At 61.9% G+C, this 25,164-nt stretch carries 22 protein-coding genes and 1 riboswitch; of the genes, 8 read left to right on the plus strand and 14 right to left on the minus strand.

What is annotated here, in order from left to right; genetic code table 11:
- Position 1 precedes the first annotated feature (1 nt).
- Complete coding sequence (locus tag RWK44_RS12335; protein WP_222038372.1) at positions 2-1,162, minus strand: fumarylacetoacetate hydrolase family protein; 1,161 nt, start codon at positions 1,160-1,162, stop codon at positions 2-4.
- A 367-nt stretch (positions 1,163-1,529) separates the two neighbouring features.
- Between RWK44_RS12335 and RWK44_RS12340 the strand changes: the two genes are divergently transcribed.
- The 3 genes from RWK44_RS12340 to RWK44_RS12350 are packed head-to-tail and all read left to right on the plus strand — an operon-like array spanning position 1,530 to position 4,077.
- Complete coding sequence (locus RWK44_RS12340; RefSeq protein ID WP_168336198.1) at positions 1,530-2,540, plus strand: Gfo/Idh/MocA family protein; 1,011 nt, start codon at positions 1,530-1,532, stop codon at positions 2,538-2,540.
- A 10-nt stretch (positions 2,541-2,550) separates the two neighbouring features.
- Positions 2,551-3,648, plus strand: a complete 1,098-nt coding sequence (locus tag RWK44_RS12345) for a Gfo/Idh/MocA family protein (RefSeq protein ID WP_168336199.1) — start codon at positions 2,551-2,553, stop codon at positions 3,646-3,648.
- Between the two features lie 18 nt (positions 3,649-3,666).
- The gene (locus tag RWK44_RS12350) at positions 3,667-4,077 is read left to right on the plus strand and encodes a VOC family protein (protein ID WP_168336200.1); all 411 of its coding nucleotides are present in this window, start codon (positions 3,667-3,669) and stop codon (positions 4,075-4,077) included.
- Positions 4,078-4,174: 97 nt separating this feature from the next.
- On the opposite strand, the gene atzF is transcribed toward RWK44_RS12350, so the two are convergent.
- The 8 genes from atzF to RWK44_RS12390 form a co-directional block, all read right to left on the minus strand.
- Positions 4,175-5,980 carry an allophanate hydrolase gene (atzF, locus tag RWK44_RS12355; RefSeq protein ID WP_131661399.1) on the minus strand — a complete coding sequence of 602 codons (1,806 nt, stop codon included), beginning with the start codon at positions 5,978-5,980 and terminating at the stop codon, positions 4,175-4,177.
- Position 5,981: 1 nt separating this feature from the next.
- Positions 5,982-9,521, minus strand: coding sequence for an urea carboxylase (uca, locus tag RWK44_RS12360; protein ID WP_316028849.1), 3,540 nt, complete (start codon positions 9,519-9,521; stop codon positions 5,982-5,984).
- Positions 9,522-9,524: 3 nt separating this feature from the next.
- Positions 9,525-10,175 carry an urea amidolyase associated protein UAAP2 gene (locus RWK44_RS12365; RefSeq protein WP_131665564.1) on the minus strand — a complete coding sequence of 217 codons (651 nt, stop codon included), beginning with the start codon at positions 10,173-10,175 and terminating at the stop codon, positions 9,525-9,527.
- An 11-nt stretch (positions 10,176-10,186) separates the two neighbouring features.
- Entirely contained in the window at positions 10,187-11,008 is an 822-nt protein-coding gene (locus RWK44_RS12370; RefSeq protein ID WP_221946703.1) for an urea amidolyase associated protein UAAP1, read from the minus strand.
- A complete protein-coding gene (locus RWK44_RS12375) occupies positions 11,005-11,835 on the minus strand; it encodes an ABC transporter ATP-binding protein (RefSeq protein ID WP_131665860.1) in 831 nt (276 codons plus the stop codon). Before RWK44_RS12375 ends, RWK44_RS12370 begins: the two co-directional genes overlap by 4 nt.
- The gene (locus RWK44_RS12380; RefSeq protein WP_077979772.1) at positions 11,832-12,650 is read right to left on the minus strand and encodes an ABC transporter permease; all 819 of its coding nucleotides are present in this window, start codon (positions 12,648-12,650) and stop codon (positions 11,832-11,834) included. Before RWK44_RS12380 ends, RWK44_RS12375 begins: the two co-directional genes overlap by 4 nt.
- A 65-nt stretch (positions 12,651-12,715) precedes the next feature.
- Positions 12,716-13,789: a putative urea ABC transporter substrate-binding protein gene (locus RWK44_RS12385; protein ID WP_222000215.1), complete on the minus strand. Its 1,074-nt coding sequence runs from the start codon at positions 13,787-13,789 to the stop codon at positions 12,716-12,718.
- A gap of 74 nt (positions 13,790-13,863) precedes the next feature.
- Positions 13,864-13,971: riboswitch (guanidine-I (ykkC/yxkD leader) on the minus strand.
- Positions 13,972-14,179: 208 nt separating this feature from the next.
- Positions 14,180-15,097: a helix-turn-helix domain-containing protein gene (locus RWK44_RS12390; RefSeq protein WP_131665858.1), complete on the minus strand. Its 918-nt coding sequence runs from the start codon at positions 15,095-15,097 to the stop codon at positions 14,180-14,182.
- An 86-nt stretch (positions 15,098-15,183) separates the two neighbouring features.
- Between RWK44_RS12390 and RWK44_RS12395 the strand changes: the two genes are divergently transcribed.
- The 5 genes from RWK44_RS12395 to RWK44_RS12415 all read left to right on the plus strand — a co-directional run bounded on the left by RWK44_RS12395 (position 15,184) and on the right by RWK44_RS12415 (position 21,376).
- Positions 15,184-16,458, plus strand: coding sequence for an extracellular solute-binding protein (locus RWK44_RS12395; protein ID WP_131665857.1), 1,275 nt, complete (start codon positions 15,184-15,186; stop codon positions 16,456-16,458).
- Positions 16,459-16,545: 87 nt separating this feature from the next.
- Positions 16,546-17,406, plus strand: a complete 861-nt coding sequence (locus RWK44_RS12400; RefSeq protein ID WP_077979776.1) for a carbohydrate ABC transporter permease — start codon at positions 16,546-16,548, stop codon at positions 17,404-17,406.
- Positions 17,403-18,239, plus strand: coding sequence for a carbohydrate ABC transporter permease (locus RWK44_RS12405; RefSeq protein ID WP_011649800.1), 837 nt, complete (start codon positions 17,403-17,405; stop codon positions 18,237-18,239). The genes RWK44_RS12400 and RWK44_RS12405 overlap by 4 nt, the downstream gene beginning before the upstream one ends.
- Before the next feature lie 12 nt (positions 18,240-18,251).
- Positions 18,252-19,334: an ABC transporter ATP-binding protein gene (locus tag RWK44_RS12410; RefSeq protein ID WP_131665856.1), complete on the plus strand. Its 1,083-nt coding sequence runs from the start codon at positions 18,252-18,254 to the stop codon at positions 19,332-19,334.
- A gap of 38 nt (positions 19,335-19,372) precedes the next feature.
- Positions 19,373-21,376 (plus strand): aldo/keto reductase, encoded by a 2,004-nt coding sequence (locus tag RWK44_RS12415; RefSeq protein ID WP_222000216.1) that lies wholly within the window; start codon positions 19,373-19,375, stop codon positions 21,374-21,376.
- A gap of 86 nt (positions 21,377-21,462) precedes the next feature.
- On the opposite strand, the gene RWK44_RS12420 is transcribed toward RWK44_RS12415, so the two are convergent.
- The 5 genes from RWK44_RS12420 to RWK44_RS12440 form a co-directional block, all read right to left on the minus strand.
- Positions 21,463-21,798, minus strand: a complete 336-nt coding sequence (locus tag RWK44_RS12420; RefSeq protein WP_027667096.1) for a type II toxin-antitoxin system RelE/ParE family toxin — start codon at positions 21,796-21,798, stop codon at positions 21,463-21,465.
- The gene (locus RWK44_RS12425; RefSeq protein ID WP_222000217.1) at positions 21,798-22,076 is read right to left on the minus strand and encodes a CopG family ribbon-helix-helix protein; all 279 of its coding nucleotides are present in this window, start codon (positions 22,074-22,076) and stop codon (positions 21,798-21,800) included. The genes RWK44_RS12420 and RWK44_RS12425 overlap by 1 nt, the downstream gene beginning before the upstream one ends.
- 181 nt (positions 22,077-22,257) lie before the next feature.
- Positions 22,258-22,380 (minus strand): cytochrome bd-I oxidase subunit CydX, encoded by a 123-nt coding sequence (cydX, locus tag RWK44_RS12430; RefSeq protein WP_008529896.1) that lies wholly within the window; start codon positions 22,378-22,380, stop codon positions 22,258-22,260.
- A gap of 13 nt (positions 22,381-22,393) precedes the next feature.
- The gene (gene cydB, locus RWK44_RS12435; protein WP_221960207.1) at positions 22,394-23,548 is read right to left on the minus strand and encodes a cytochrome d ubiquinol oxidase subunit II; all 1,155 of its coding nucleotides are present in this window, start codon (positions 23,546-23,548) and stop codon (positions 22,394-22,396) included.
- Positions 23,549-23,553: 5 nt separating this feature from the next.
- Positions 23,554-25,134 (minus strand): cytochrome ubiquinol oxidase subunit I, encoded by a 1,581-nt coding sequence (locus RWK44_RS12440; protein ID WP_131665852.1) that lies wholly within the window; start codon positions 25,132-25,134, stop codon positions 23,554-23,556.
- Between the last annotated feature and the right edge of the window lie 30 nt (positions 25,135-25,164).

Below are 25,164 nucleotides of genomic sequence, written 5' to 3' on the forward strand. Positions count from 1 at the left end.
TTTAGAGAAGACCGCGCTTCGCCAGATTGCTCATCAGCGCCGAAATGCCGAAGGTCCAGGGCGGGCATTCGGTGGAAAGGCGCACGGTGTTGACGAGCGCGCCGAGGCCTGCCGAGGAAATCTCGACGACATCGCCAATCTTGTGGGTGAAGCCTTGCTTCGGCGCGTCGCGGTCCTGCGTCGGCGCAAACAGCGTGCCTAGGAAAAGCATGAAACCGTCAGGATATTGATGATGGGCGCCGACCGTCTGCTTGACGAGATCGGTCGGGTCGCGGCTGATGTGTGACATCGAACTCTTGCCATGCAGCACGAAACCGTCCTGGCCGGTGACTTTCAGGTCGAGTTCCGCCTTGCGGACGTCATCGAGGCTGTAATCGGCATCGAACAGGCGGATGAAAGGACCGATCGAGCAGGAGGCGTTGTTATCCTTGGCCTTGCCGAGCAGCAGCGCCGAGCGGCCCTCGACGTCGCGCAGGTTGACGTCGTTGCCGAGCGTCGCACCCTTGATTTCGCCGCGGCTGTTGACCGCGAGCACGATTTCCGGCTCGGGATTGTTCCAGGTCGAGATCGGATGCAGGCCGACATCCGCACCCCAGCCGACCGAGGAGAGCACCGGCGCCTTGGTGAAGACTTCGGCATCCGGCCCGATACCGACCTCGAGATATTGCGACCACATGCCTTCGTCGATCAGTGCCTGCTTGACCTTGGCGGCCTCCGGCGAACCGGCCTTCAGATTGGTGAGGCTGCCGCCGATCAGCGTGCTGACACGCTCGCGGATCGATGCGGCGCGTTCCGGACTGCCGGCGGCCTTCTCCTCGATGACGCGCTCGATCATCGACTGCGCAAAGGTAACGCCGCAGGCCTTGACTGCCTGCAGGTCGACGGGCGCAAGGAGATAAGGGCGCGTTTGATCCGGAGCTCCGGTACTGTTGGCGGCGATGTCCGCCAGCGAGCCAATCGCCTTGCCACTTGCTGCACGGACGAAGGTGGCGGCATCCTGCCGCTCGAGCAGGGCGCTCAGCGTCGGCGCCTCGCGCGACGTGATGTCGACCAGCATACCCTCGCGCAACATCACAATGCTCGGTCCCTGTACTTCGGGATTCCAGATACGACCGACAAAAAGACCATCCGAAGTGGCGATATCGAGCAGAGGTTGAGACATGGTGATCTTCCGTCACAGGCGAGCGGGGAGCGCTCTTCAAAACATTGCAGGGTGTTGCCGCCCTCCAACCCGGCGGCGGCCGAAATCGATCACATTCACGAAGATGGGGCAAGATGCGTCGGGGAAAAAGACTTTCGCCCGATCGGGTCAAGCCGTGGCCCTTTGTCGAAAGACCAAGTGTAAAACCTACAAAATAACTATTTAGATACAAATTAATCGTTATATTTCAAATATTTAATTTGTACTCTGGTCGGCTTTCCCCTTCATCTCGCCTTGACAGGAGGCGGCTTTCGTTATCTGTTTTGCCCGACATGGAGGAGGCGGGCATCAGCCGGCCACACGAAAATCCCAGGAGGATATTGCAGCGATGTTGAGATTTGCCGTCGTCGGAATCGACCATGGGCACACGTTCGATCACGTGAAGGGATTGCTGGCCGCAGGCGGCGAATTCGTCGGCTATTGCCCGCAGACCTCGGTGCCGGCACTGCGCGAGGCCTTTGAGAAGACCTATCCGGACGCGCCGCAGATCGATAGGGAAAAGCTGTTCGACGATCCGTCGATCGATGTCATTTGCATTTCCGCCATTCCGCGCGATCGTGCCGGGCTTGCCATCCGCGCAATGAGGGTCGGCAAGGATGTGATGACCGACAAGCCGGGCGTGACCACCTTCGCCCAGCTCGAGGACGTCAGGCGCACCGTTGCCGAGACCGGCAAGATCTTCTCGATCTGCTTTTCCGAGCGCCACTGCGTGCGCTCCGCCGTCAAGGCCGGCAAGCTCGTCGCCGAAGGCGCGATCGGTAAGGTGATCCAGACGCTCGGCGTCGGCCCGCACCGGCTTCAACTGCCGACCCGGCCGGACTGGTTCTTCGATCCCGAAGCCTTCGGGGGCATCATCGTCGATATCGCTTCGCACCAGGTCGACCAGTTCCTGTTCTATACCGGCTCGACCACAGGCGAGGTCATCGCAAGCTCGATCGGCAATTTCGGCATGCCCGACAAGCCCGCTTTCGAGGATTTCGGCGAGGTGCTTCTGCGTTCCGACAAGGCGGCGGGCTATGTCCGTGTCGACTGGTTCACGCCGGAGGCGCTGCCGACCTGGGGCGACGGGCGCCTGACCATTCTCGGCACCGAAGGCTACATCGAACTGCGCAAATATATCGATATTGCCGGCCGGCCGGGCAAGGATCACCTCTTCCTGGTCAACGGCAAGGAAATGACCCATATCGATTGCAGCGGCGAAAAACTCGATTATTTCGACGCTTTCACCGCCGACGTCGGCAACCGTACGCAGACGGCGATGACCCAGGATCACGTTTTTGAAGTCTGCCGTCTTTCGCTCGAAGCCCAGACGAAAGCCGCGCGCATCGGCGCTCGCTGAGGAGGATATCATGACCAGAAAATTGCGCGTCGGTGTCATCGGCGCAGGCATCGCTGCGCGGCATCTGGCCGGCTTCGGCTGGAACAAGGAGCTTTTCGAAGTCCCCGTGCTCTGCTCGCTCGACGAGGAACGCGGCAGGGCGCTGTGCGAGGAGTACGGCATTGGCGAATACACGCAGGATGCGGATGCGCTGTTTGCCCGTGACGACCTCGACATCATCGACATTTCGACGCCACCGAGTTCACATTTCGAACTTTGCCGCAAGGGCATCGAATCCGGCAAACACGTGATCTGCGAGAAGCCGCTCTTCGGCTCGATCGCAGAGGTCGACGAGATGGGGCGCATCCTCGATCGTTACCCCGGCAGGAAGCTGATGCCGATCTTCCAGTATCGCTACGGCTCCGGCCTGCAGAAGCTGAAGCTGCTGATCGAACGCGGCCTGGCCGGCAAGCCGTTCCTGACGACGATCGAAACCCATTGGTGGCGCGGCCCGGATTATTATGCCGTGCCGTGGCGCGGCAAATGGGCGAGCGAACTCGGCGGCGGCCTTCTCGGCCACGCCATCCACGCCCATGACATGCTGAACTATGTGCATGGCCCTTGCGCCGAGGTATTTTCCTATGGGGCGACGCTGGTCAATCCGATCGAGGTGGAGGATACGGCAGCCCTTTCGGTGAAGATGCAGAATGGCTCGCTGGCGACGCTGTCGATGACGCTCGGCTCGCGCAAGGAAATCTCGCGGCTGCGCTTCTGCTTCAACGACCTCGTCGCCGAAAGCATCATCGAACCCTATACGATGGGCCGTGATCCGTGGACATTCGTCGCCGGGACAGAGGAACATCAGGCGCGGATCGACGAAGTGCTCGCCGCCTATGTGCCTGGCGAGGATGGCTACACCCGTCAGTTCGAGCTCTTCCACAAGGCGATCGTCGAGGACACCGACCCACCGGTGACGCTGCAGGATGCCCGCAATTCGCTGGAACTGGTAACGGCCGCCTATTCCTCGCAGCGAACCGGACAACCGACGCCGATGCCGATCGCCGCCGATCATCCGCTCTATCGTTCCTGGCTTCCGGCAGGGGAATGGCGTGCTGCGGCCACCGTCTGAACCGGGAAGGGCGCTCCGATGCTGAAATCCTTCGAGCATGTCGGCATGACGGTCAGCGACATGGACCGCACCGTCGATTTCTACTGCGGCATGCTCGGCCTCAGCCTCGTGTTGCGCAAGACGATGGCGAATGGCATGCAGGTCGCGTTCCTCGATGCAGGCGGCGGCATGCTGGAGGTCTTTGCGCCGCCCAGCGGCGCTTCGAGGGCGGTCGACGTGCCTGACGATAGGGCCGGCGTACGGCACCTTACCTTCCATTTCGACAATGTCGACGAGGCCTTCGCCCGCCTTGAACAGGCGGGCGTCGAGATCAAGGAGCGGCCGCGCTTCGCGGTCCACTCCGAGATGCTGAACAAGATCGCCTTCGTTCGCGATCCCGACGGCATCATCGTCGAGCTTGCCGAACGTTCTCTAAACCGCCAGGGCTGATGCAGGTGCTGCCGATCGCTTCGCTGCGGGCGGTCAGACCGTCCCGCAGCAGATCGATCAGGCGCCGGATGAGCTTTGCTGCCATGGAAAGCTCCCCTCAGCTCGCCAACTTGGCGCTGATATAGTTGCGCCAGCCGCCAAGTGCGGTGATTTCCTCGGCACCTTTCACCGCATGGGCCTCGCAGACGAAGCCGGAGACGCTGGAACCGTCTTCGAGCGTGAGCTTACCGATGCCGAGGGGTGCCGGAATCTTCTGGACGAACCTGCCGAAAGCATCGGCCGGCAGTGCCCAGACCTCGACCTCCAGCCCCTGACCCTTATGGCCGGGTTCGCGCAGCAGTCCCGGTTTCGGCGGCGTGGTATTGGGCAGAACGAAGAGGCGATAATCGCCGGCCGTGCGGCAGGTCTTGACCAGACGCCCGTCGGAGCCTGCCAGTTCGTGATTGAGCGGCATGCCGGTCAGATGCGCACCAACGACCGCGATTTCGATGAAACCGTCATCGCCAGGCGCAATGCGGCTCGCTTCCGGTATTGCCGCCTGCCGGTCGATGCCCATGCCGGAACCTGCTGCGCGATGCAGCGCATCGGCAAGTGGTGCCAGCGCATCGTCGGTGAAGGCAGGCGCGATGACGGTGACGCCGCCCGGCAAGCCGCCCTTGCCGAAACCGGCCGGAACGGCGATCGCCGCGCAATCGAGCAGGTTGACGAAATTGGTGTAACGGCCGAGGCGGCCATTGAGCACGACGGGATTGGCCAGCATGTCGGCGACCGTGTAGGTGGTCGGTGCGGTCGGCAGCAGAAGCACGTCCGCCTTTTCCCATTCGGCTTCGGTCTTGCGGCGCAGCTCCTCCAGCCGGTATCGGCCGTTAAAGGCCTCGACCGCGGTCTTGCCCTTGGCGCCTTCGATAATCCCTCTGACCGTCGGGTCGAAATCGGCGGCGTTGGTGGCGAGGAAGGTCTCGACCGCGGCCAGGCGCTCAGCAACCCACGGCCCGTCGTAGAGCAGGGCCGCGGCCTCGCGGAACGGTGTGTAGTCGAAAGGCACGATGGTCGCTCCGAGCGCTTTGGCGCGTTCGATCGCCTGGTCGTAGAGCGCCTCCACCTCCTTGTCGCCGAAGAATTCTCGCTCGGCGTCGGTCAGGACGCCGATGCGCAAGCCTGATACCGGCAGGTTCGCCGGCTTGGCGTGACGCGAGAAAGGATCGGCGGCATCGAAGCCTTCGGCGACCTTGCGGATCGCGACGCCGTCGCCGACGGTCGCGGTAAAGATCGTGATGCAGTCGACGCTCTTGCAGGCCGGTATGGCGCCGGTATTCGGCAAGAGACCCGGCGTCGGCTTGATGCCGACCAGATTGTTGAAGGCGGCCGGCACGCGGCCGGAGCCGGCCGTATCGGTGCCGAGCGCGAAGGCGGCGAGGCCGGAGGCCACCGTGACCGCCGATCCGGAGCTCGAGCCGCCGGAGATATAGGCTGCATCGAAGACCGAACGCGGCGCGCCATAAGGCGAGCGCGTGCCGTTGAGGCCGGTCGCGAACTGGTCGAGATTGGTCTTGCCGATGATGATGGCGCCGGCTGCCTTCAACCGGGCAACGACGGTGGAGTCCTCTTCCGGCCGATACGCATAGGCCGGGCAGGCGGCGGTCGTCGGCAGGCCGGCGGCATCGATATTGTCTTTCACAGCAAAGGGAACGCCCCAGAGCGGCAGGCTGTTTGCCTCAGGCGCGCGTGCCATCAGCGCGTTTGCGGCAGCGCGTAATTCCTCATCCGGCACCGGCGTGATGAAGATTGCCGGATCTTTCGAGGCGGCACGCCGCGCGATCACCTCTTCGATGGCGTCGAGCGGCGTCAGGCCGGACTGGTAGGCGGCGCGAAGGCTTGAGAGATCGAGGATGGTCGGCAGCATGTCAGCATTCCTCCAGAACGACGATGATATCGCCGGCTTTGACGTTTCTTCCCGGCCCGGCACGCAGGTCGCGGACGCGGCCTGCCGCATGGGCGGTGACGTTGATTTCCATTTTCATCGATTCGATGATGGCGAGTGTATCGCCGGCCGCAACCGACGCACCCGGCCCGACCAGCAATTTCCAGATATTGCCGGGCACGGCGCTGGCAACACCGAAGCAGCCGTCGGGAATATCCCCATCCGGACTTTCGCCCGTGCCTTCGTCGGTGACGAAGCTGTCGAGCCCGGCTTCCTTCCAGCGCTGGCGTTCGGCATCGAAGGCGGCCTGCTGGCTTGCCTTGAAGCGGCCGATCGACGCTGCGTTCGCCTGCAATTCTCTCTGATAGGCGGCATAGGAGAATTCCGTTTCCTCGATCCGGATCGGATAGCCGCCATGCGGGAAGGCGGCGCGCGCCTCCGTCAATTCCTGGTTACTAACAGGGAAGAAACGGATCTGGTCGAAGAAGTTCAGCAGCCAGGGTTTGCCCCTGGCAAAGGCCGGTGTCTCCCGCCATGTGTTCCAGACCTGGATTGTGCGGCCGAAGAGCTGGTAGCCGCCCGGTCCTTCCATGCCGTAGATGCACATATAGGCGCCGCCGATGCCGACGGCGTTCTCAGGCGTCCAGGTGCGGGCGGGATTATACTTCGTCGTCACGAGGCGATGGCGCGGATCAACAGGGGTCGCAACCGGCGCGCCGAGATAGACGTCGCCGAGACCGAGCACCAGATAGCTTGCATCAAAGACGATATCGCGGACGGCCTGTTCGTCAGGAAGGCCGTTGATGCGGCGGATGAACTCGATATTCGATGGGCACCAGGGCGCATTCGGGCGCACGAGCTCCTGATATTTGCGCATCGCAAGTTCCGCATCCGGATCGTTCCAGGAGAGCGGCAGATGCACGATGCGGCTCGGCACCGTGACCTCCTGGGCTGCCGGAAGGGTCGCCTCGATCTCGGAGAGCAGCCCAAGCAGGCGCCGGCGCGTCAGCTGCCTGCCGTCATAATGGATCTGCAGCGACCGGATACCGGGGGTGAGGTCGACGACGCCGGGGAGGCGGGCCTCCACAACCGCCTGCATCAGCAGGTGCACCCGCAGCCGAAGCGCGATATCGAGCGTCATCGGCCCATATTCGACAAGCAGATTGTCGTCGCCCTGGCGGCGATAAACGACGGAAACCGGGCCATCCTCGCAGATGCCGAGGATCGGCGAACCTGTTTCTTCCGCGACCCGCCGCACTGCCGGGCCGGCGATCGGGTCTTCCGGCCGCACTACTGCATGAAAACGGATGCGGTCGCCGGGCTTGAACTGGCCCATCTTCCACTGCTCGTCGCGAGCAATTACCGCCGGGCAGACGAAGCCGCCAAGGCTTGGACCGTCGGGGCCGAGAATGATCGGCATATCGCCGGTGAAATCGATCGCCCCGATCGCATAGGCATTGTCGTGCAGGTTGGAGGGGTGCAGCCCCGCCTCGCCGCCGTCGCTGCGCGCCCATTGCGGGGCCGGGCCGACCAGCCGCACACCGGTGCGGGCGCTGTTGAAGTGCACCTCGTAAGCCGTCGAAAACAGCGTGTCGATATCCCCATCCTGAAAGAAATCAGGTGCGCCGTGCGGGCCGTAAACGACGCCGACGTCCCATTCGCGCGTCAAGGCGGCGGGCTCCGTCGCAGACGTTGCCGGTTCGGCCGGCACTTGGCGGGCAAAATGCAGCACATGCCCTGTCTTCAGCGTGCCGGTGGCGTTGCCGCCGAACTGGCCAAGGCCGAAGGTCGCGCGCGAGCCGAGCACGACGGGCGCGGCAAAACCGCCGGTAACGGCAAGGTAAGCGCGTTGCCCCGGTCCTTCGATCGAACCGATCGACAGGACCTGGCCGGCCCGGATCAATACCGGCGTGTCATGCGGCAATCTTGCGCCGTCGCATGTCATTGGCATCCGCGCGCCGGCAAGCGCGATCGTCTGGTCGACATAAAACCGCAACGTCGGGCCGGAAACCGTCAGTTCGAGTGCTGCCGTTACATCGGCATTGCCGACCAGCCGGTTGGCGTGGCGGAAGGAGCGTTCGTCCATCGGCCCGCTCGGCGGCACGCCGACATGCCACAGGCCGAGCCGCCCCGGCAGTTCCTGAATGCTCGATTGCGCCCCGGGCGCAAGCACCTCGACGACGTCGGGAACGAAGGCGAAGTCGCGCAACGCCGTCGTCGCCACCTTGGCGCTTGCAAGCAGTTCGGAGGCGGCGATCGTTCTCAAATAATCGAGATTGGTCTCGATGCCTGATATCGACGTTTCGGCGAGTGCTGCCTTCAGCTTCTCGATCGCCGCCGGCCGGTCTTCCGCAGCCACGATCAGCTTGGCAAGCATCGGATCATAGAAGGGCGTGACTTCGGTACCCGTCTCGATCCAGCCGTCGACGCGAGCATTATCAGGGAAGACGACTTCGGTCAGCAAGCCGGCACTCGGGCGGAAATCGGCATGCGGCATCTCGGCGTAGATACGCATCTCGATCGCCGCACCCCTCGGCGTCAAGGCATTCGCACTCAAGAGCACGTCCTCGCCCGCCGCTTGCCGGATCATCCATTCAACGAGGTCAATGCCGAAGACGGCCTCCGTCACCGGGTGCTCGACCTGCAGGCGGGTATTGACCTCGAGGAAATAGAATTCCTCGCGCTGGGGATCATAGATGAATTCGACGGTTCCGGCCGATTCATAGGAGACCGAAGCCCCCAAATCGACTGCCGCCTTGTGCAGCCGCGCCCGCGTTTCCGCGGAAAGGCCAGGCGCAGGCGTCTCCTCGACCACCTTCTGGTTCCGCCGCTGCAGCGAGCAGTCGCGTTCGCCGAGCGCGATCACGCGGCTCTTGCCATCACCGAAGATCTGCACCTCGACATGGCGCGCTTCGGCTACGAAACGCTCGATATAGACGCGCGCATCGCCGAAGCTGGCGCGGGCTGTCCGCTGCACGCTTTCGAAAGAGGCCTTGAGGCTTGCCGCATCGGCGCAGAGCTGCATGCCGATGCCGCCGCCGCCGGCCGTGCTTTTGAGCATGACGGGATAGCCGACGGTCTCGGCAGCCGAAAGCGCCTCTTCGGCGCTCTGCAAGAGATCGGTGCCGGGCAGCAGAGGCACGCCGCTCGCTTTCGCCAATTCGCGCGCCGTATGCTTCAGGCCGAAGGCCGACAGATGCTCCGGCCGCGGGCCGATGAAGGCGATACCTTCGGCGGCGAGCCGCTCGGCAAAGCCGATATTCTCTGAGAGAAAGCCATAGCCCGGATGCACGGCCTCAGCGCCCGTTGCCTTGCAGGCGGCGATGACGGCGTCTACGTCAAGATAGCTTTCGGCAGCGGGCGCCGGACCGAGGCGGACGGCCTCGTCGGCGGTCAGCGCCGGCATCGAGAAGCGATCGGCATCGGAGTAGACGGCGACCGAGGCGATGCCCATCCGCTTCAATGTGCGGATAACGCGGACGGCGATTTCGCCGCGATTGGCGATAAGGACCTTGGTGAACATCGATCAGCCCTCGCCGTCCCAGATCAGCACCCGGATCGGCGTCGGATCGAAGCCGTTGCAGGGATTGTTGATCTGCGGGCAGTTGGAGATGACGCAGAGCACGTCCATCTCCGCCACCAGTTCGACGTAGTCGCCGGGCGCGGAAATGCCGTCGACAATGGTCATCTCGCCGTTCGGCTTGATCGGCACGTTCATGAAGAAATTGATGTTCGGCACGATGTCGCGCTTGCTCATGCCGTGTTTTGTCACCTCGAGCACGAAATTGTCGCGGCAGGCATGCAGGTATTTCGTGCCGTGGCCAAAGCGCACCGTGTTGCTCTCGCAGGAGCAGGCGCCAGCCGATGTATCGTGGCGGCCGCAGCTGTCGGCCGTCATGACAAGCATGACGTTGCCTTCGTTCGAGATGATCTTCGTGCCGGTGCCGATATAGGCGCCACTCTGCGCCCGCATCGTATCCTGGTTGGAATAACGCTCGGCAAAGTCGTCGGCTCGATAAAACAGCGTGTCGATCGCCTGCTGGCCGTAACTATCCTCGATGCGGATCGTCTGGCCCTTGCGCACGATGCCTGACCATGGCGCTTCGGCCGCGATGAAATGATCCTGCACGGCATTTTCGAGGCTGCGCGAAGCTGAAGTCTTGATGAAATCGGTCATCGTATCTTCCCTCAGGCCAGCATCGCGGCGTTATTCTCGAAGCCGCGAAGGGCTTCGGCGGTCGCGGTGCGAGAGAGATCGTCGACTGCGGGCGCGGCTGCGCGAAAGCGCGTGACGATGACGGGCTTCGGCGCGTAGACCGGATCGGGATCGAGCGGATGCGGGCAATTCGAGAAGCCGACGATCATGTCCATCTCGGCGCGCAACTCGGCATAATCGCCGCTGTTGGAGAGCTTGCCGCGCCAGTGGAAGCCGCCGTCATCGTCGACTCGGACCGGGGCGAAGAGATTGAGAATCGCCGGGATGTCGCGCCTGATGAGACCAAGCTTGCCGGCGACGAGCACGAGATTGTCTCGGGTGTTGCGGGTCTTGGCGTCAGGATATTTTGCGGCGTTCGAAGCTGCCGTCGAACCACCCATCAGGCAGTCATGAGCGCCGGAACTATCCTCGATCAGCGAAAACATCACCCGGCCCATATCCGAGAAGATGACGCGGCCCTTGCCGAGGGCGGTCGTCCACTGAACCTTGACCGTATCGACGAGATTGAGTCGTTCGCTGGTGTCAGTGGCGTTCCAGGCGACGAGCGCCACGGTCGATCCGCCTTCGCCCTGATCGATGCGGAGAGCTTCGCCGCGCTTCAGCGCGGTCGACCAGTACCAGCCGCCGGGGATGATTTCCTGATGGATGATCGCGGCAGCATCGATGGCGGGGGCGGGCAGGGGGCTCGGCGCCGGCAGGGCCTTCGGGGCAAATTCCAGCCCCTTTTTCTGATGTTCCTCGTAACGCTGCCGGTTGGCGGCGATCTCCTCGGGCGAACGTCTGACATGCATCATGGTTTTTCTCCTGGCGGACTGGAAGCCGGGTCGTCCCGGCGAAGGCCCAGAGAAATGACCGGGCCGTCCCGGTCGGGGCTGAAGATGGAGGGCGCGCCGGCGAGCCTGGGCGGCCAGATCGAAATATCCTTGGTGATCGTCGCGCCGTAGCGCTCCTTTTCCTCCGGGCGATCACGCTTGCGCTCGAAGGCGACGACGCGCGTCGCCAGGGTGAAGGCTTCGCGCATGTCGTGGGTCACCATGACGACGGTCATCTGCGTTTCGTGCCAGAGGCGTTTCATCAATGTGTGGATCTCCGCACGAATGCCGGGATCGAGCGCGCCGAAGGGCTCGTCGAGCAGCAGCACCTTCGGTTTCATGATCAGCGCCTGCGCCAGCGCCAGGCGCTGCTGCATGCCGCCTGATAGTTGCGCCGGATATTTGCCCTCGGCGCCGGAAAGGCCGACCTCGCCGATCAGCCGCCGGGCTTCGTCGACGGCGTCGCGGCGGGCGGCGCCGAAAAGCTTGGCCTTGTAGCGGGACGCCGAGAGTTCCCGCCCGAGCAGCACGTTTCCGACGACGGTCAGATGCGGGAAGACGGAATAGCGCTGGAAGACGACGCCGCGATCCGACCCTGGCTCCTGCGGCAGCGCTTGCCCGTCGAGCAGGATCGTCCCTCGCGTCGGCCGCTCTTGGCCGAGCAGCATGCGCAGGAACGTCGACTTGCCGCAGCCGGACGGGCCGACAAGAGCGACGAAGGCGCGCGAGGCGACGGTCAGCGACACATCCTCGAGCACGATCTGGTCACCATACTCTTTCCAGACCTTTTCGATCACCAACTCGCTCATGCCTGCTTCTCCAGCTCAGACCAGGGGAAGACAGCAATGCGGATGCGATCAAGGATATAATTCATGACCACGGCGAGCAGCGTGATCCAGACGACATAGGGAAAGATGACGTCCATCGAGAGATAACGGCGGACGAGGAAGATGCGGTAGCCGAGGCCGGAATCCGACGAAATCGCTTCGGCCGCGATCAGGAACAGCCAGGCAGGACCGAGTTGAAGCCTGAGGCAGGTGATCAGCCGCGGCAGGATCTGCGGCAGCACCACACGAAGGCCGATCTGCCAGGAGGAGCCGCCGAGCGTTTCGGCCTTGACGATCTGTTCGCGCGGCAGTTCCAGCGCCTTCAGCGCAAGATCACGGATCATCGTCGGCGCAACGCCGATGACGATGAGAGCGATCTTGGAGGCTTCGCCAAGCCCCATGGCGATGAAGAGGATCGGCAGCAGCGCCAGCGGCGGCACCATCGAGATAACGGCAACGAAGGGAGAGAGCAGGGCTCGGAGATACGGCAGCATGCCAATCAGCATGCCGATGACGAGCGCCGTGACTGTGGAGATGCCGAGGCCGGCGAACAGCCGGATCAGGCTCGCCCCGGTATCGGACCAGAGCAGATATTGTCCGGTGCGCGGATCGGCGATGAAGGCAAAGCGGTCGATCGCATCGGCAAAACCGGCAAGACCGGGCAGCAGTTTGTCGTTGGCGTTTTCCGCCAGCCGTGCGGCCGAGCCGGCCGTGTAGGCAACGATAAGCAGCACGAAGGGCAGCAGCGTCAAGGCAAGCTGCGCGCCCCGGCTCGGCCTCGTGTTGATCCAGCGCATGAGGAAAGCTCCGCTGATGAAGGGTGGGCGGTGCGGTCAACGCCGCACCGCTGCTTTGACATCGCTCAGAGCGAACCGTCGGCGGCCGCCTTCATGTAGGTCTCGGTGAAGCGCAGCTTGACGTTGCCGCTATCGCCAAGGATCTTGCCATCGGGCATTTCGATGCCGATGACGTCGGCCGACGGCGCACCATTGCCGAGCAGGCCTCTTTCGAACAGGAAGTTGCGGACAAGATCCATTGTCTTCGGCAGGTTGCCCGAGGCCGTGAAGGCAACGGCATCGGCCGGCTTGGCAAACAGCTTGGTGGCGACAAGCTGGGATTCAAAGCCCTTGAGATCGGTGCCCGATGCCTGGCCCATCGCCTCGCGCGCAGCCTTGCCGTCGGCACTGTCGGCAGTCAGCAGTGCTGCGGTTTCATACCAGATGCCAGCGAGCGCCTTGCCGAAATTCGGATTGTCCTTCAGCACGCCTGTATTGGCGACCATCAGGTCAATGATCTCGCCCGGCACCTGCGAGCTGTCGAAGACCTTCTTGGCCGTGGGATCTTCGAGGATGGTCGAGACCAGCGGGTTCCAGGTGACGACCGCGGTCACGTCAGCCGTCTTGTAGGCGGCGACCATATCGGCGTCGGAGGTGTTGACCACCTTGACGTCGCGCTCGGTCAGCTTGATGCTTTCGAGTGCGCGGGCCAGCAGATAATGTGAGACGGAAAATTCAGCGAGATTGACGTTCTGGCCCTTGATGTCGGCAAGACTCGCCTTGTCCTTCAGGATGACCGCATCATTGCCGTTCGAGAAGTCGCCGACGATGACGGCTGTCGTATCGACGCCGCCGGCGGCCGGGATCGACAGGCCGTCCATATTGGTGAGCGTCACGGCGTCGAAGGCGCCGGCCGTGTACTGGTTCATCGATTCGACGTAGTCGTTGAACTGGGTGACCTCGATCTTGATGCCGTATTTGTCGGCCCATTTCTTGACGATACCGTGATCGGCCGCGTAGCCCCAGGGCATCCAGCCGACATAGATCGACCAGGCGACCTTGAAGTCGGTCTTCTGTTCGGCCTTGGCGATGGAGCCGAGTCCTAGCGCCAGGGACGCCGACAGTGCGGTAATCGATAGTATCTTCGAAAAAGTCTGCATTGAAATTCCCCTTTTGCTTTTCTTCAAAAGGGATCGGCAATGACCATCGTGCCGCCAATCCCTTGGCTTACGAGGTCTCCCGGGCTTTTGTCCCGCCGTGCACCCGGCGGGATGTCTCCCTCGCCGGTGGCAGCTCTCGGACCAGCGCGTCTTGCGACGCCGGAACCCTAGCCACCAACTCTGCAACTATCGAAGCAAAGTGTGTGCCAAATTATATACCATTGATTTTATTGAGAGTGCGATGGCGTCAATTCCCCGGAAAATGCAATAGTGCATGCACTTGCACAGAAAATGTGCGTGTTCTGCCGACACCTTAGGCGTTGGTTATTTTTTGCCCAGTGAAAACAAGATCGCGAACGAACATAACGCCGAATTGCGGCTGGCCCTGACCTAGTTCCGGAAAGCGCCGGCCGGGACCGTCGTCACCAGCCGGATATCGCGGCGGAAGTCCGACGGCGACATGCCGGCGATGTGGCGGAAGGATTTGTTGAAGGCGCTGATCGAGCCGAAGCCGCTGTCCATCGCCACCTGCAGCACGTTGGCGCCCTCGCTCATCAGCATCGCCTGGGCGCGCGACAGCCGCAGCAGCGTCACATATTTGCTGAGCGTCATGCCGGTCGATCGCTTGAACAGGTTCATCGCATATTTCGGGTGCAGGTCGGCGGCGCGGGCGATATCGACCGAATCGATGTCGTGCAGGAAATTTGCGGCGATGAAATCGCACATGCGCGCGACACTGCGCGAGGAATGCGGGTGTGGATGATCGCCGTCGAGACTGATGACGGCCTGCGACGTCATCGAATAAGGTTCGAGCGCGATCCGTTCGATGCGCAGCAGCAGCTCGTCGACGGCGTGCTGAGCTTTGGCGGGATCGCCTGAGTTGGCATAGTGGAACCAGCGGGTGAAGTTCTCGCTGTCGGCGGCATCCGTTGCCGAGGTCAGCAGCGTCTCACCCTTCATAAGCCGGCTGGAAACGCTGATCGGCAGGCGCAGCCGGAAGAAATAGACGAGCGGCAGATGGGCGCCGGCATAGAGCGAATCATCCGAGGATTCGTCCATCTGATGCGGCTGACCACCCCAGAAGAGGCACATTTCGCCAGCGCTCAGCCGGAATTCGTGATCGCTCATCCGGTAGTGCACGGTGCCGCGCATCACGTAGTTGACCTCGACCTGCGCGTGCCAGTGCGGCATGGCCATAACAGGCGGATGGGCATGAAACATCTGCAGCGCTGTCGGCAAACCCTCGATGCTGCTCGCGCCGGGCTGATAGATTGCACGTGTGCCGACCTTACTTTCCGCCAAATTCATGTTCCCTTTTTAGGAGACACCCGCTCCCTTACAGATAGTCTAACCGCGTTCGTGAAAGATCGGCAATTGAAAAGGGAGGATTTTCAATGCGCTTCAAACTTCTCGCTGCGACCGCAGCTGTCGCAGTGCTTGCTTCCGGCTCCGCATACGCGCAGTCGGCCAATCTGACCATCTGGAGCTGGAATGTCGCCGCGTCGGCATTGAAGTCCACGCTTCCAGGCTTCAACAAACAGTTTCCCGATATCAAGATCACCGTCGAGGATCTTGGCAACAGCCAGGTCTTCGACAAGACGCTCGCTGCCTGCGCTGCCGGCGGCGACGGTTTGCCCGATATCGTCAGCATCGAGAATTTCGAGGCTGAAATCTTCTGGAGCCGTTTCCCGGATTGCTTCGCCAATCTGAAGGAGCTCGGTTACACGGCCGAGATCCAGGCGAAGTTCCCCGAATTCAAGCGCACCGAGCTTGAGGTCGGCGACGTCGCCTATGCCATGCCGTGGGATTCTGGCCCTGTCGCCGTCTTCTATCGCCGCGATCTCTACGAAAAGGCTGGCGTCGATCCAAGCACGATCGGCACCTGGGACGACTTTATTGCCGCCGGCAAGAAGATTTCCGCCGCCAATCCCGGCGTCGTCATGGCGCAGGCGGACTTCAATGGCGACAGCGAATGGTTTCGCATGATCGCCAACGAACAGGGCTGCGGCTATTACTCGGCCGACGGCCAGTCCATCACCATCAACCAGCCGGCCTGCGTCTCCTCGCTGCAAAAGGTGAAGGAAATGAAGGATGCCGGCACGCTGACGGCGGCCAATTGGGACGAAAAGATCCAGGCCAACACCGCCGGCAAGGCCGCGAGCCAGCTGTATGGCGGTTGGTATGAGGGCACCGTCCGCTCGACCTCGCCCGATCTCAAGGGCAAATGGGGCGTCTACAAGATGCCGAGCCTGACGGCCGATGGCCCGCATGCCGCCAATCTCGGCGGTTCGTCGCTCGCTATTTCGGCAACCTCCGCAAACAAGGAAGCGGCCTGGAAATTCGTCAACTACGCCCTCGGCACGAATGAGGGTCAGGTGACCATGCTGAAGGAATTCGGTCTGGTGCCATCGTTGCTCTCGGCCGTTCAGGATCCCTTCGTCAACGAAGCGCAGCCCTATTGGGGCGGTCAGAAGGTCTGGGCCGATATCCTTGCGACGCTGCCGAAGATCGTGCCGAGCCGCGGCACCGCCTTCCAGAGCGATGCCGAAGCCATCTTCAAGGCGACGCAGACGAAGTTCTTCTCCGGCGGCTATCCCGATGCGAAGGCGGCTCTCGACGATGCCGCCAACCAGATCGCTTCGGCGACCGGCCTTCCGATCGCGCAGTGAATGACGAAGCCGGGCGCTTGACGCGCCCGGCTTTCCGTCCGCCGCAAGGCGGCTAGTCATTCGTTGGTTTTGTGAGGAGGAGGCTCGATGCCGTTCAGAACCCGGAGCGCCTATGCGTTCCTCGCCCCTTATCTGCTGGTCTTTGCCACCTTCTGGGTCTGGCCGATCATCAATTCGTTCCTGATTTCCTTTCAGAACACCCGCATCAACCCGTGGAAATATAGTTTCCAGGCCAATTGGGGCCGGCTCTTCTACGACCCGGCCTTCTACAATGCCCTCTACAACACGCTGATCATCCTGGTGATCCAGGTGCCCGTCATGATCGCGCTTGCGACCGTCATGGCCGTCATGCTCAATTCGCCGCTGCTGAAAGCGCGGCCGCTCTTCCGCTTCGCCTTCTTTGCGCCTGTCGTCGTCGGCGAGGTCGCCTATGCTGCCGTCTTCCGGCTGATGTTCAGCCTCGATTTCGGCATCATCAACAAGCTGATCTCGGCCGTCGGTCTCAGCCCGGTCTCCTGGTTCGACAATGCCAATGCCGCCATGGCGCTGATCATCCTCGCCGTCACATGGCGCTGGGCAGGCTACAACGCCATCATCATCCTCGCCGGCCTGCAGTCGATTCCCGATGATGTCTACGAGGCGGCGACGCTCGACCGGGTAAGCAAGGTCCAGCAGTTCTTCCACATCACCCTGCCGCTTCTGAAACCGATCATCCTCTTCTGCGTGGTGCTCTCGGTGATCGGGACTATGCAGCTTTTCACCGAGCCCTTCCTCATCACCAATCGCGGCGGTCCCGGCGGCGGCACCGAGACGCTCGGCCTGCTGCTTTATCGCCAGGGCTTCACCTCGCTGAACTTCGGCTATGCCTCGGCGATCGCCTATACGATGGCTGCCCTTGCTGTGACGATTTCGCTTCTCAATCTCTGGGTCGGGAGGGATCCGAAATGAAATCCAAATCCCAATCGCTTCTGCTGCGCCAGATCGCGTTGCATGCTGCACTGGCGCCCCTTGCTCTCATCTGGTTGTTTCCGCTCTGGATGATGTTCGTCTTCTCGACCATGCCCGACAACGGCATCTTCAGCCCTGACATCGTGCTCTGGCCATCGACCAACTTCGTCGAGAATTTCAAAAACCTGCAGGCCGATACCGATTTCATCGGGGCAATGGTGATCTCCATCGGCGTGGCGCTGATCTATACAGTGCTCTCGGTGCTGCTGACTTCGATGGCCGGCTGGGCACTGGCACGTTACCGTTTCGTCGGCCGCTCCGTCGTCATCGCCATCATCCTCGGCACGATCACGCTTCCCTTCTCCGTGGTCGTCATCCCGCAATTCATCATGGTGGCGCGCGAGTTCAAGCTGGCAAACACCTGGGTGGCTCTGATCGTGCCGCCGCTGTTCAATTCGCTCGGCGTGCTGTTCATGCGGCAGTCCTTCTCGATGATGCCGGGCGAGCTCTTCGATGCGGCCCGGGTCGAGGGCGTCAAGGAATGGCAGATCTTCCTGCGCATCGCCTTGCCGCTGGCGCGCCCGACCATGGCGGCATTGGCGATCATTCTCTTCCTGCACTCGTGGAACAATTACCTCTGGCCGCTGCTGATCAATTCCAGACCGGGGATGATGACGGCGCCTGTGGCATTGGGAACGCTGATCGGCCTCACCAAGGTCTCCTGGGGCGGCATCATGGCCGGCGCGGTGCTGCTGACGGCGCCGATCCTCGTCATCTTCGTGGCTCTTCAGCGCCATTTCATCGCCGGCATCGCGGCCGGCGCAATTAAATAATCGGGAGGCTGCATGGCAGAGCTTTCACTCAGCAACATCGTCAAGCGCTTCGGCGGCTTTGAGATCATCCACGGCGCCAATCTGGAGGTTAAGGACGGCGAATTCGTTGTCTTCGTCGGCCCCTCCGGCTGCGGCAAGTCCACGCTGCTCAGGATGATCGCCGGCCTCGAGGACATTACATCAGGCGAGCTTCAGATTGGCGGCAGGGTCGTCAACGACGTCGAACCGGCCGATCGCGGCATCGCCATGGTCTTCCAGTCCTATGCGCTCTATCCGCACCTGACCGTCGAGGAAAATTTGAGCTTCGGCCTGCGCATGAATGGCAATCCGAAGGCCGACACCGAGCGGCGCGTGCGCCATGTCGCCGAGATCCTGCAGATCACCGAGTTGATGAAGCGCCGGCCGAAGCAGCTTTCCGGCGGTCAGCGCCAGCGTGTCGCGATCGGCCGCGCCATCGTCCGTGAACCACAGGTCTTCCTGTTCGACGAACCCTTGTCGAACCTCGATGCGGAACTGCGCGTGCAGATGCGCGTCGAAATATCAAGACTGCACAAGAAGCTCGGCACGACGATGATCTACGTCACCCACGACCAGACGGAAGCGATGACGCTCGCCGACAGGATCGTCGTGCTGCGCGCCGGCAATATCGAGCAGATCGGCGCACCGCTCGACCTATACGACGATCCGGCAAACCAGTTCGTCGCCGGCTTCGTCGGCTCGCCGAAGATGAATTTCCTCAAGGCCGTGGTGGTTGATACGCAGCCGGGCAGGGCGGTGATCGCGCTGGAAAGTGACGCCAATACCCGCTTGACGCTGCCGGTCGCCGATCCCATCGAAGCCGGCGCTAAAGTGACGCTCGGCATCCGTCCCGAACATTTCGTCGATGCGGGCACGGGCGATGCCGACCTCACCGTCACCATCGACGTCGCCGAACACCTCGGCAATACCAGTTACATCTACGCCACCATAGGCCCCGAGCAACTGATCATCGAGCGGCCGGAATCGCGCGTCGCCGGCAATCGCGACACGCTGACAGTCGGCCTTCCCGCCAACCGCTCATTCCTTTTCGACGGCGCCGGCAAGCGGCTTCGCTGAACCAAATCCCAGGACAGAAAGACGAAAGAGGATTTTCCATGACTTCAGATCAACCGATCCGCTGGGGCATCATCGGCCCCGGCACCATCGCCCGCACCTTTGCAGACGGCGTCGCCCATTCGCGCACCGGCAGACTGGTGGCGGTCGCCACCCGCAATCCGGCAAAGCCGGGCCTTGCCGAAGGTTTCCCCGGCGCCCGCATCGTCGATGGTTACGAGGCGCTGCTCTCCGACAAGGAGGTCGATGCGATCTATATCGCCGTCCCTCACACCGGCCACGCCGAATGGGCGATCAAGGCGGCACGCGCCGGCAAACACATCCTGGTGGAAAAGCCGATCGCGCTCTCGGCCTACGATGCCGAGGCGGTTTACTACGAGGCGAAAAAAGCCGGGGTCTTTGCCGGCGAGGCCTTCATGTACCGCGTGCATCCGCAGACGGAGAAGCTGGTCGAGCTCGTCAAAAGCGGCGTCATCGGCACCGTTCGCATCATCCGCTCGAGCTTCGGCTTCAACATGGGCAGCTATAAGCCCGAACACCGGCTTTTCGCCAACGACACCGCCGGCGGCGGCATTCTCGATGTCGGCGGTTATCCGGTCTCGATGGCCAGACTGATATCAGGCGCTGCGGAGGGCAAGACCTTCCTCGAACCGGAGAAGGTCTCGGGCGTCGCCCATCTCGGAGAGAGCGGCGTCGATGAATGGGCATCTGCCGTGCTCAAGTTCCCGAACGAGATCATCGCCGAAGTCTCCTGCTCGATCATGGCGCAGCAGGACAATGTGCTGCGCATCATCGGCTCCGAGGGCCGGATCGAGGTCCAGGACTTCTGGTTCGCCTCCGGCCACAAGGGCGGCGTCGGCAAGATCGAGATCTTCAAGGGCGGCAGCCGAGAAACCGTCGAGGTCAAGGAAGATCGCTGGCTCTATTCCTTCGAGGCGGACGCGGCGGGTGATGCCATCCACGCCGGCAAGACCGAATTCAGCTCTCCCGGCATGAGCTGGGCGGATTCGATCGGAAACCTGCGTGTACTCGACCAGTGGCGCGCGTCGGTGGGTCTTGAATACGGCGTAGAAAAAGCCAGCAAACGCACAGCAAACATTGCCGGCGGCACGGTCGCGCGCGGGAACAGCGTTCCGCAGCGTCAGATTCCCGGCATTTCCAAGCCGGCCTCGGTGGTGACACTCGGCTTCGAGTTCTTCCCGAATTTTGCCTCCGCCTCGCTGACGCTCGACGCCTTCTATGAGGCCGGCGGCAACGCCTTCGACACGGCCTATGTCTACGGCGGCGGCAAAACGGAAGCGATCTTCGGCGACTGGCACACGAGCCGCAAGGTGCCGCGCGAGGAGATCGTGCTGATCGGCAAGGGCGCCCACTCGCCGCTCTGCTATCCTGACATGATCGCAAAGCAGCTCGACCAGTCGCTTGCCCGGCTGAAGACCGACTATGTCGACATCTATTTCATGCATCGCGACAATACCGACGTGCCGGTCGGCGAGTTCGTCGATGCCATGGATGCCGAGGTCAAGCGCGGACGCATCCGCGGCATATTCGGCGGCTCGAACTGGACGCGGGCGCGCTTCGACGAGGCGATCGCCTATGCCGAAAAGACCGGCAAGACGGCGCCGGCAGCACTTTCCAACAACTTCTCGCTTGCCGAGATGCTCGATCCGATCTGGGCCGGCTGCGTTGCCGCCTCCGACGACGACTGGAAGAAATGGCTGAACGAGAAGCAGATCCCGAACTTTGCCTGGTCGAGCCAGGGCCGCGGCTTCTTTACCGACCGCGCCGGCCGCGACAAGCGAGACGATGAGGAGATCGTGCGGGTCTGGTATTCCGAGCGCAACTTCGGACGCCGCGACCGTGCTATCGAGCTTGCCAACAAGCTCGGCCGCAATCCGATCCACATCGCGCTCGCCTATGTGATCGCCCAGCCTTTCCCGGTCATTCCGCTGATCGGGCCGCGCACCGTCGGCGAATTGGAAGACAGCCTCTCGGCGCTCGACATCAAGCTGACGCCCGAGCAGGTGAAGTGGCTGGAAGGCTGAAGCAGTGGAGAAATGGCTGCGGCTTGAACCGCAGCCATTTACCTACAAAATGGGCGTAAGGCGACGCGCCGAGCGTTGCGCCACCGTCATACGGTCTTCTCTTTGTCTTCTTCATCATGGTCGTCTACGGACAGCATCTCGACTGGAGCGTATGCATCCTTCTGCCGTGCATCCCTGATTGCCGCAATCTCAACAATGCCGCCTCGTGAGCGAATTGTGAGCACGAGGGGAGGCATACTCACTTTGCGAGTTCCTTCCAGTATCCCCCTTTCGGTCATTTGGGGAAACGATGAAAGAAGGTCTCTTTGCCTTTCCAGGCGTTCAACGAGTTTCCTTGCGGCGGCTGGGTTAACCTCTGCGAGTTCGGCGATCTTGCTCAAGAACCAGCGTTCTGCACTTTTGGAAAGGCGAACGGGAGGCATCAATCCACCCGCGTACGGCGTCGATATTCGGCGGCATTGACGATTGCCCGAGCCTTCTCGAGCACATCCTCCAGATCGACGCTATCCCCGCGATCCAGTTCGTCGAGGCCTTGCGCATCTGCTAGGATTTCGGCCCCTTCAGTTGCAAGGTATTGACTAAGCGCCTTCTGCATTACCCAGGTACGATCACGTTCAAGAATTGCGGCGATACGATCAAACTCCGAAACCAGCGACGTGGGCAGTCTCAGAGAAACTTGAGATTTTTCACTGTTCAGCATTGTTATCGCTCCGTAATACAGTGAATTACACGGTAACCCAAACCCAGGCGAAGTCAATTCCCTTGGCCTTACGACGCCGCGATCAGCTTTAGCGGCATCATGCTCTGGAAAGGACGATGCCGCCCATTCCGCCGATTCCACATTTAAGTAAAGGGCGCGGTTTGAACCGCGCCCTTGCATTTCACTTACGCGGCTCGGAAGCCTTCTTTTTGGCTGCGTCGTCCATCAGCTCATACCACATGGCGTTGAGGACGGCGAAGGCGGCGGCCAGCGGCAGGCCGAGGATCCATGCGAAATACCACATCGTTTCGTCTCCCTCAGTAAGCGTGGCTATTTTTATCGGTGATCGACTTCTCATCGACCTTGCCCCACAGAACCTTGTAGACCCAGGCCGTGTAGGCGAAGATGATCGGCAGGAAGATCACCGTCACGACTAGCATGATGAACAGTGTCATATGGCTGGAGGATGCATCCCAGACCGTCAGGCTCGATCGCGGATCAAGCGAGGAGGGCAGGATGAACGGGAACATCGAGAGGCCGACCGTCGAGATGATCCCGAAGATCGCGAGTTTGCTGAAGAGCAGTGTCATGATCTCGCGCCTCGCCCGCATGGCAATGAAGGCCAGTGCCGCGCCGACGAAGCCGAGGACGGGCGCGATGATCATCCAAGAATGGGCGGTGTAGTTGGTAAGCCACGCGCCTTTCTCCAGCGCCACGGTCTTCAGCAGCGGATTGGAGGGGCCGGTCGGGCTGATATCGCTGGTGATGCGATAGCCACCGACGCTGATCCACAGGAAGAGACCGCCGAGTGCGAAAAGCAGAATAACGGCAAGGGCGGCGACGCTGCCATAGCTTCTGGCACGCTCGGCGACCGGGCCACTCGACTTCAACACCAGCCATGCCGCACCATGCATTGTCAGCATGGCTAGGGAAAGCAGGCCGCAGAGCAGCGCATAGGGGTTGAGCAGGGCGAAGAACGAACCTTCGTAGAAGATCCGCATATCGTCGGCGAAGCGGAAGGGCACGCCCTGCAGCACATTGCCAACGGCAACGCCGAAGATCAGCGACGGCACGAAACCGCCGATGAAGAGCGCCCAGTCCCAGCCATTGCGCCAGCGGGCGCTTTCCCGCTTCGAGCGATATTTGAAACCGACCGGACGCAGGATGAGCGCGAAGAGGATCGCAAACATCGCCAGATAGAAGCCCGAGAAGGAGACAGCGTAAAGCGGCGGCCAGGCGGCGAAGATGGCGCCGCCGCCGAGGATCAGCCAGACCTGGTTGCCCTCCCAGGTGGCGCCGATGGTGTTGATCGCCACGCGCCGTTCCGTATCGGTCCGGGCAACGAAAGGCAGAAGCGTGCCGACGCCGAGATCGAAGCCGCCGGTCGTCGCAAAAGCGATCAGTAGGACGCCGAGCAGCAGCCACCAGATGAGACGCAGGGTTTCATAGTCGATGAGTTCGTGAAGGATCATGGCAGTCACTCCGCGGCCGGGACGAGGGTTTCGGAAATCAGAACTGCTTCCGGCACGTCGTCCGGCTCCGGTCCTTGCTTGATCGCCTTGATCATCAGGCCCATCTCGATGACGATCAGCGTCGTGTAGAGTGCCGCAAAACCGATGATGGTCAGAAGCACGGTGCCGGCGCCGAGGCTGGAGACAGCTGCGGCCGTCGGCAGAACGCCTTCGATTACCCAGGGCTGGCGGCCGAATTCGGCGACGACCCAGCCGAGCTCGATGGCGACCCAGGGCAGGGGGATCGCCAGCACGGCAATCTTCAGAAGCAACGGATATTTGTCGAGATGGCGGCGCGCCGACAGCCAGAAAAAGGTGGCGGTCAGCAGGATAAAGAAGATACCCAAGCCAACCATGATGCGGAACGACCAGAAGAGCGTCGGCACGTGTGGGATGGTATCACGCGCCGCCTGAACGATCTGCTCGTCGCTCGCCTGGCGCGGATCGTCGACGTAGCGCTTCAGCAGAAGCGCGTAGCCGAGATCATGGCCAAGATCCTCGAAGGAGCTGCGCACTTCCTGTGCAACCTGATCCTGTACCGGTGCCGAACGGATCTGCATCAACGCGTCGTAAGCCTTGATGCCGTCCCGGATCCTGATTTCGGCCTGTTGTTCGAGCTTGTCGATGCCGGGGATTTCGGTGGTCAGCGACCGCGTGCCGATCAGGCCCATGACCCAGGGTATATGCACGGCAAAATGCGTTTCGCGCGCCTCCTGGTCCGGAAAGCCGAAGGCGGTGAAGGCCGCCGGCGCCGGTTCCGTCTTCCACATGCCCTCGATCGCGGCGAGCTTCATCTTCTGGTTCTCGGTGGCGAGATAGCCGCTCTCGTCGCCAAGCACGACGACGGATAGAGCCGAGGCGAGGCCGAAGGAGGCGGCGACCGTCATCGAGCGCTTGGCAAGCTCGATATGCCGGCCCTTGAGGACATACCAGGCAGAAACACCGAGCACGAAGATCGAGGCGCAGACATAACCCGCCGACACAGTGTGGACGAATTTTGCCTGGGCAACCGGGTTGAAGACCACGTCGAAGAAGCTTGTGATCTCCATGCGCATGGTCTGCGGATTGAGCGCCGATCCCACAGGGTTCTGCATCCAGCCATTGGCGATCAGGATCCAGAGTGCGGAAAAGTTCGATCCGAGCGCCACCGCCCAGGTGGCGACGAGATGCCCGACCTTCGACAGCTTGTCCCAGCCGAAAAAGAATAGGCCGACGAAGGTCGCCTCGAGGAAGAAGGCCATCAGGCCCTCGATCGCCAGCGGCGCGCCGAAGATGTCGCCGACATAATAACTGTAGTAGCTCCAGTTCATGCCGAACTGGAATTCCATGACGATGCCGGTGGCGACGCCGAGCACGAAATTGATGCCGAACAGCGTGCCCCAGAATTTTGTCATCTGCCGCCAGATCTGGCGGCCGGTCATGACATAGACGGTTTCCATGATCGCCAAAAGCACGGACAGGCCGAGCGTCAAGGGCACGAACAGGAAGTGGTAAAGCGCCGTCAGCGCGAATTGGAAGCGCGATAACGCGACGATATCTAGTTCCATTGTCTTTCTCCCACGGTCCCACGGGGTACA

Source organism: Rhizobium sp. 25PS6, from assembly GCF_032464655.1.
Taxonomy (GTDB): domain Bacteria; phylum Pseudomonadota; class Alphaproteobacteria; order Rhizobiales; family Rhizobiaceae; genus Rhizobium; species Rhizobium laguerreae.

What these genes read in the sequence shown, in the direction of transcription:
- RWK44_RS12335 (WP_222038372.1), bottom strand. Translation starts at nt 1,162, where the DNA reads ATGTCTCAACCTCTGCTCGATATCGCCACTTCGGATGGTCTTTTTGTC.
- RWK44_RS12340 (WP_168336198.1), top strand. Translation starts at nt 1,530, where the DNA reads ATGTTGAGATTTGCCGTCGTCGGAATCGACCATGGGCACACGTTCGAT.
- RWK44_RS12345 (WP_168336199.1), top strand. Translation starts at nt 2,551, where the DNA reads ATGACCAGAAAATTGCGCGTCGGTGTCATCGGCGCAGGCATCGCTGCG.
- RWK44_RS12350 (WP_168336200.1), top strand. Translation starts at nt 3,667, where the DNA reads ATGCTGAAATCCTTCGAGCATGTCGGCATGACGGTCAGCGACATGGAC.
- atzF (WP_131661399.1), bottom strand. Translation starts at nt 5,980, where the DNA reads ATGCTGCCGACCATCCTCGATCTCTCAAGCCTTCGCGCCGCCTACCAG.
- uca (WP_316028849.1), bottom strand. Translation starts at nt 9,521, where the DNA reads ATGTTCACCAAGGTCCTTATCGCCAATCGCGGCGAAATCGCCGTCCGC.
- RWK44_RS12365 (WP_131665564.1), bottom strand. Translation starts at nt 10,175, where the DNA reads ATGACCGATTTCATCAAGACTTCAGCTTCGCGCAGCCTCGAAAATGCC.
- RWK44_RS12370 (WP_221946703.1), bottom strand. Translation starts at nt 11,008, where the DNA reads ATGATGCATGTCAGACGTTCGCCCGAGGAGATCGCCGCCAACCGGCAG.
- RWK44_RS12375 (WP_131665860.1), bottom strand. Translation starts at nt 11,835, where the DNA reads ATGAGCGAGTTGGTGATCGAAAAGGTCTGGAAAGAGTATGGTGACCAG.
- RWK44_RS12380 (WP_077979772.1), bottom strand. Translation starts at nt 12,650, where the DNA reads ATGCGCTGGATCAACACGAGGCCGAGCCGGGGCGCGCAGCTTGCCTTG.
- RWK44_RS12385 (WP_222000215.1), bottom strand. Translation starts at nt 13,789, where the DNA reads ATGCAGACTTTTTCGAAGATACTATCGATTACCGCACTGTCGGCGTCC.
- RWK44_RS12390 (WP_131665858.1), bottom strand. Translation starts at nt 15,097, where the DNA reads ATGAATTTGGCGGAAAGTAAGGTCGGCACACGTGCAATCTATCAGCCC.
- RWK44_RS12395 (WP_131665857.1), top strand. Translation starts at nt 15,184, where the DNA reads ATGCGCTTCAAACTTCTCGCTGCGACCGCAGCTGTCGCAGTGCTTGCT.
- RWK44_RS12400 (WP_077979776.1), top strand. Translation starts at nt 16,546, where the DNA reads ATGCCGTTCAGAACCCGGAGCGCCTATGCGTTCCTCGCCCCTTATCTG.
- RWK44_RS12405 (WP_011649800.1), top strand. Translation starts at nt 17,403, where the DNA reads ATGAAATCCAAATCCCAATCGCTTCTGCTGCGCCAGATCGCGTTGCAT.
- RWK44_RS12410 (WP_131665856.1), top strand. Translation starts at nt 18,252, where the DNA reads ATGGCAGAGCTTTCACTCAGCAACATCGTCAAGCGCTTCGGCGGCTTT.
- RWK44_RS12415 (WP_222000216.1), top strand. Translation starts at nt 19,373, where the DNA reads ATGACTTCAGATCAACCGATCCGCTGGGGCATCATCGGCCCCGGCACC.
- RWK44_RS12420 (WP_027667096.1), bottom strand. Translation starts at nt 21,798, where the DNA reads ATGCCTCCCGTTCGCCTTTCCAAAAGTGCAGAACGCTGGTTCTTGAGC.
- RWK44_RS12425 (WP_222000217.1), bottom strand. Translation starts at nt 22,076, where the DNA reads ATGCTGAACAGTGAAAAATCTCAAGTTTCTCTGAGACTGCCCACGTCG.
- cydX (WP_008529896.1), bottom strand. Translation starts at nt 22,380, where the DNA reads ATGTGGTATTTCGCATGGATCCTCGGCCTGCCGCTGGCCGCCGCCTTC.
- cydB (WP_221960207.1), bottom strand. Translation starts at nt 23,548, where the DNA reads ATGATCCTTCACGAACTCATCGACTATGAAACCCTGCGTCTCATCTGG.
- RWK44_RS12440 (WP_131665852.1), bottom strand. Translation starts at nt 25,134, where the DNA reads ATGGAACTAGATATCGTCGCGTTATCGCGCTTCCAATTCGCGCTGACG.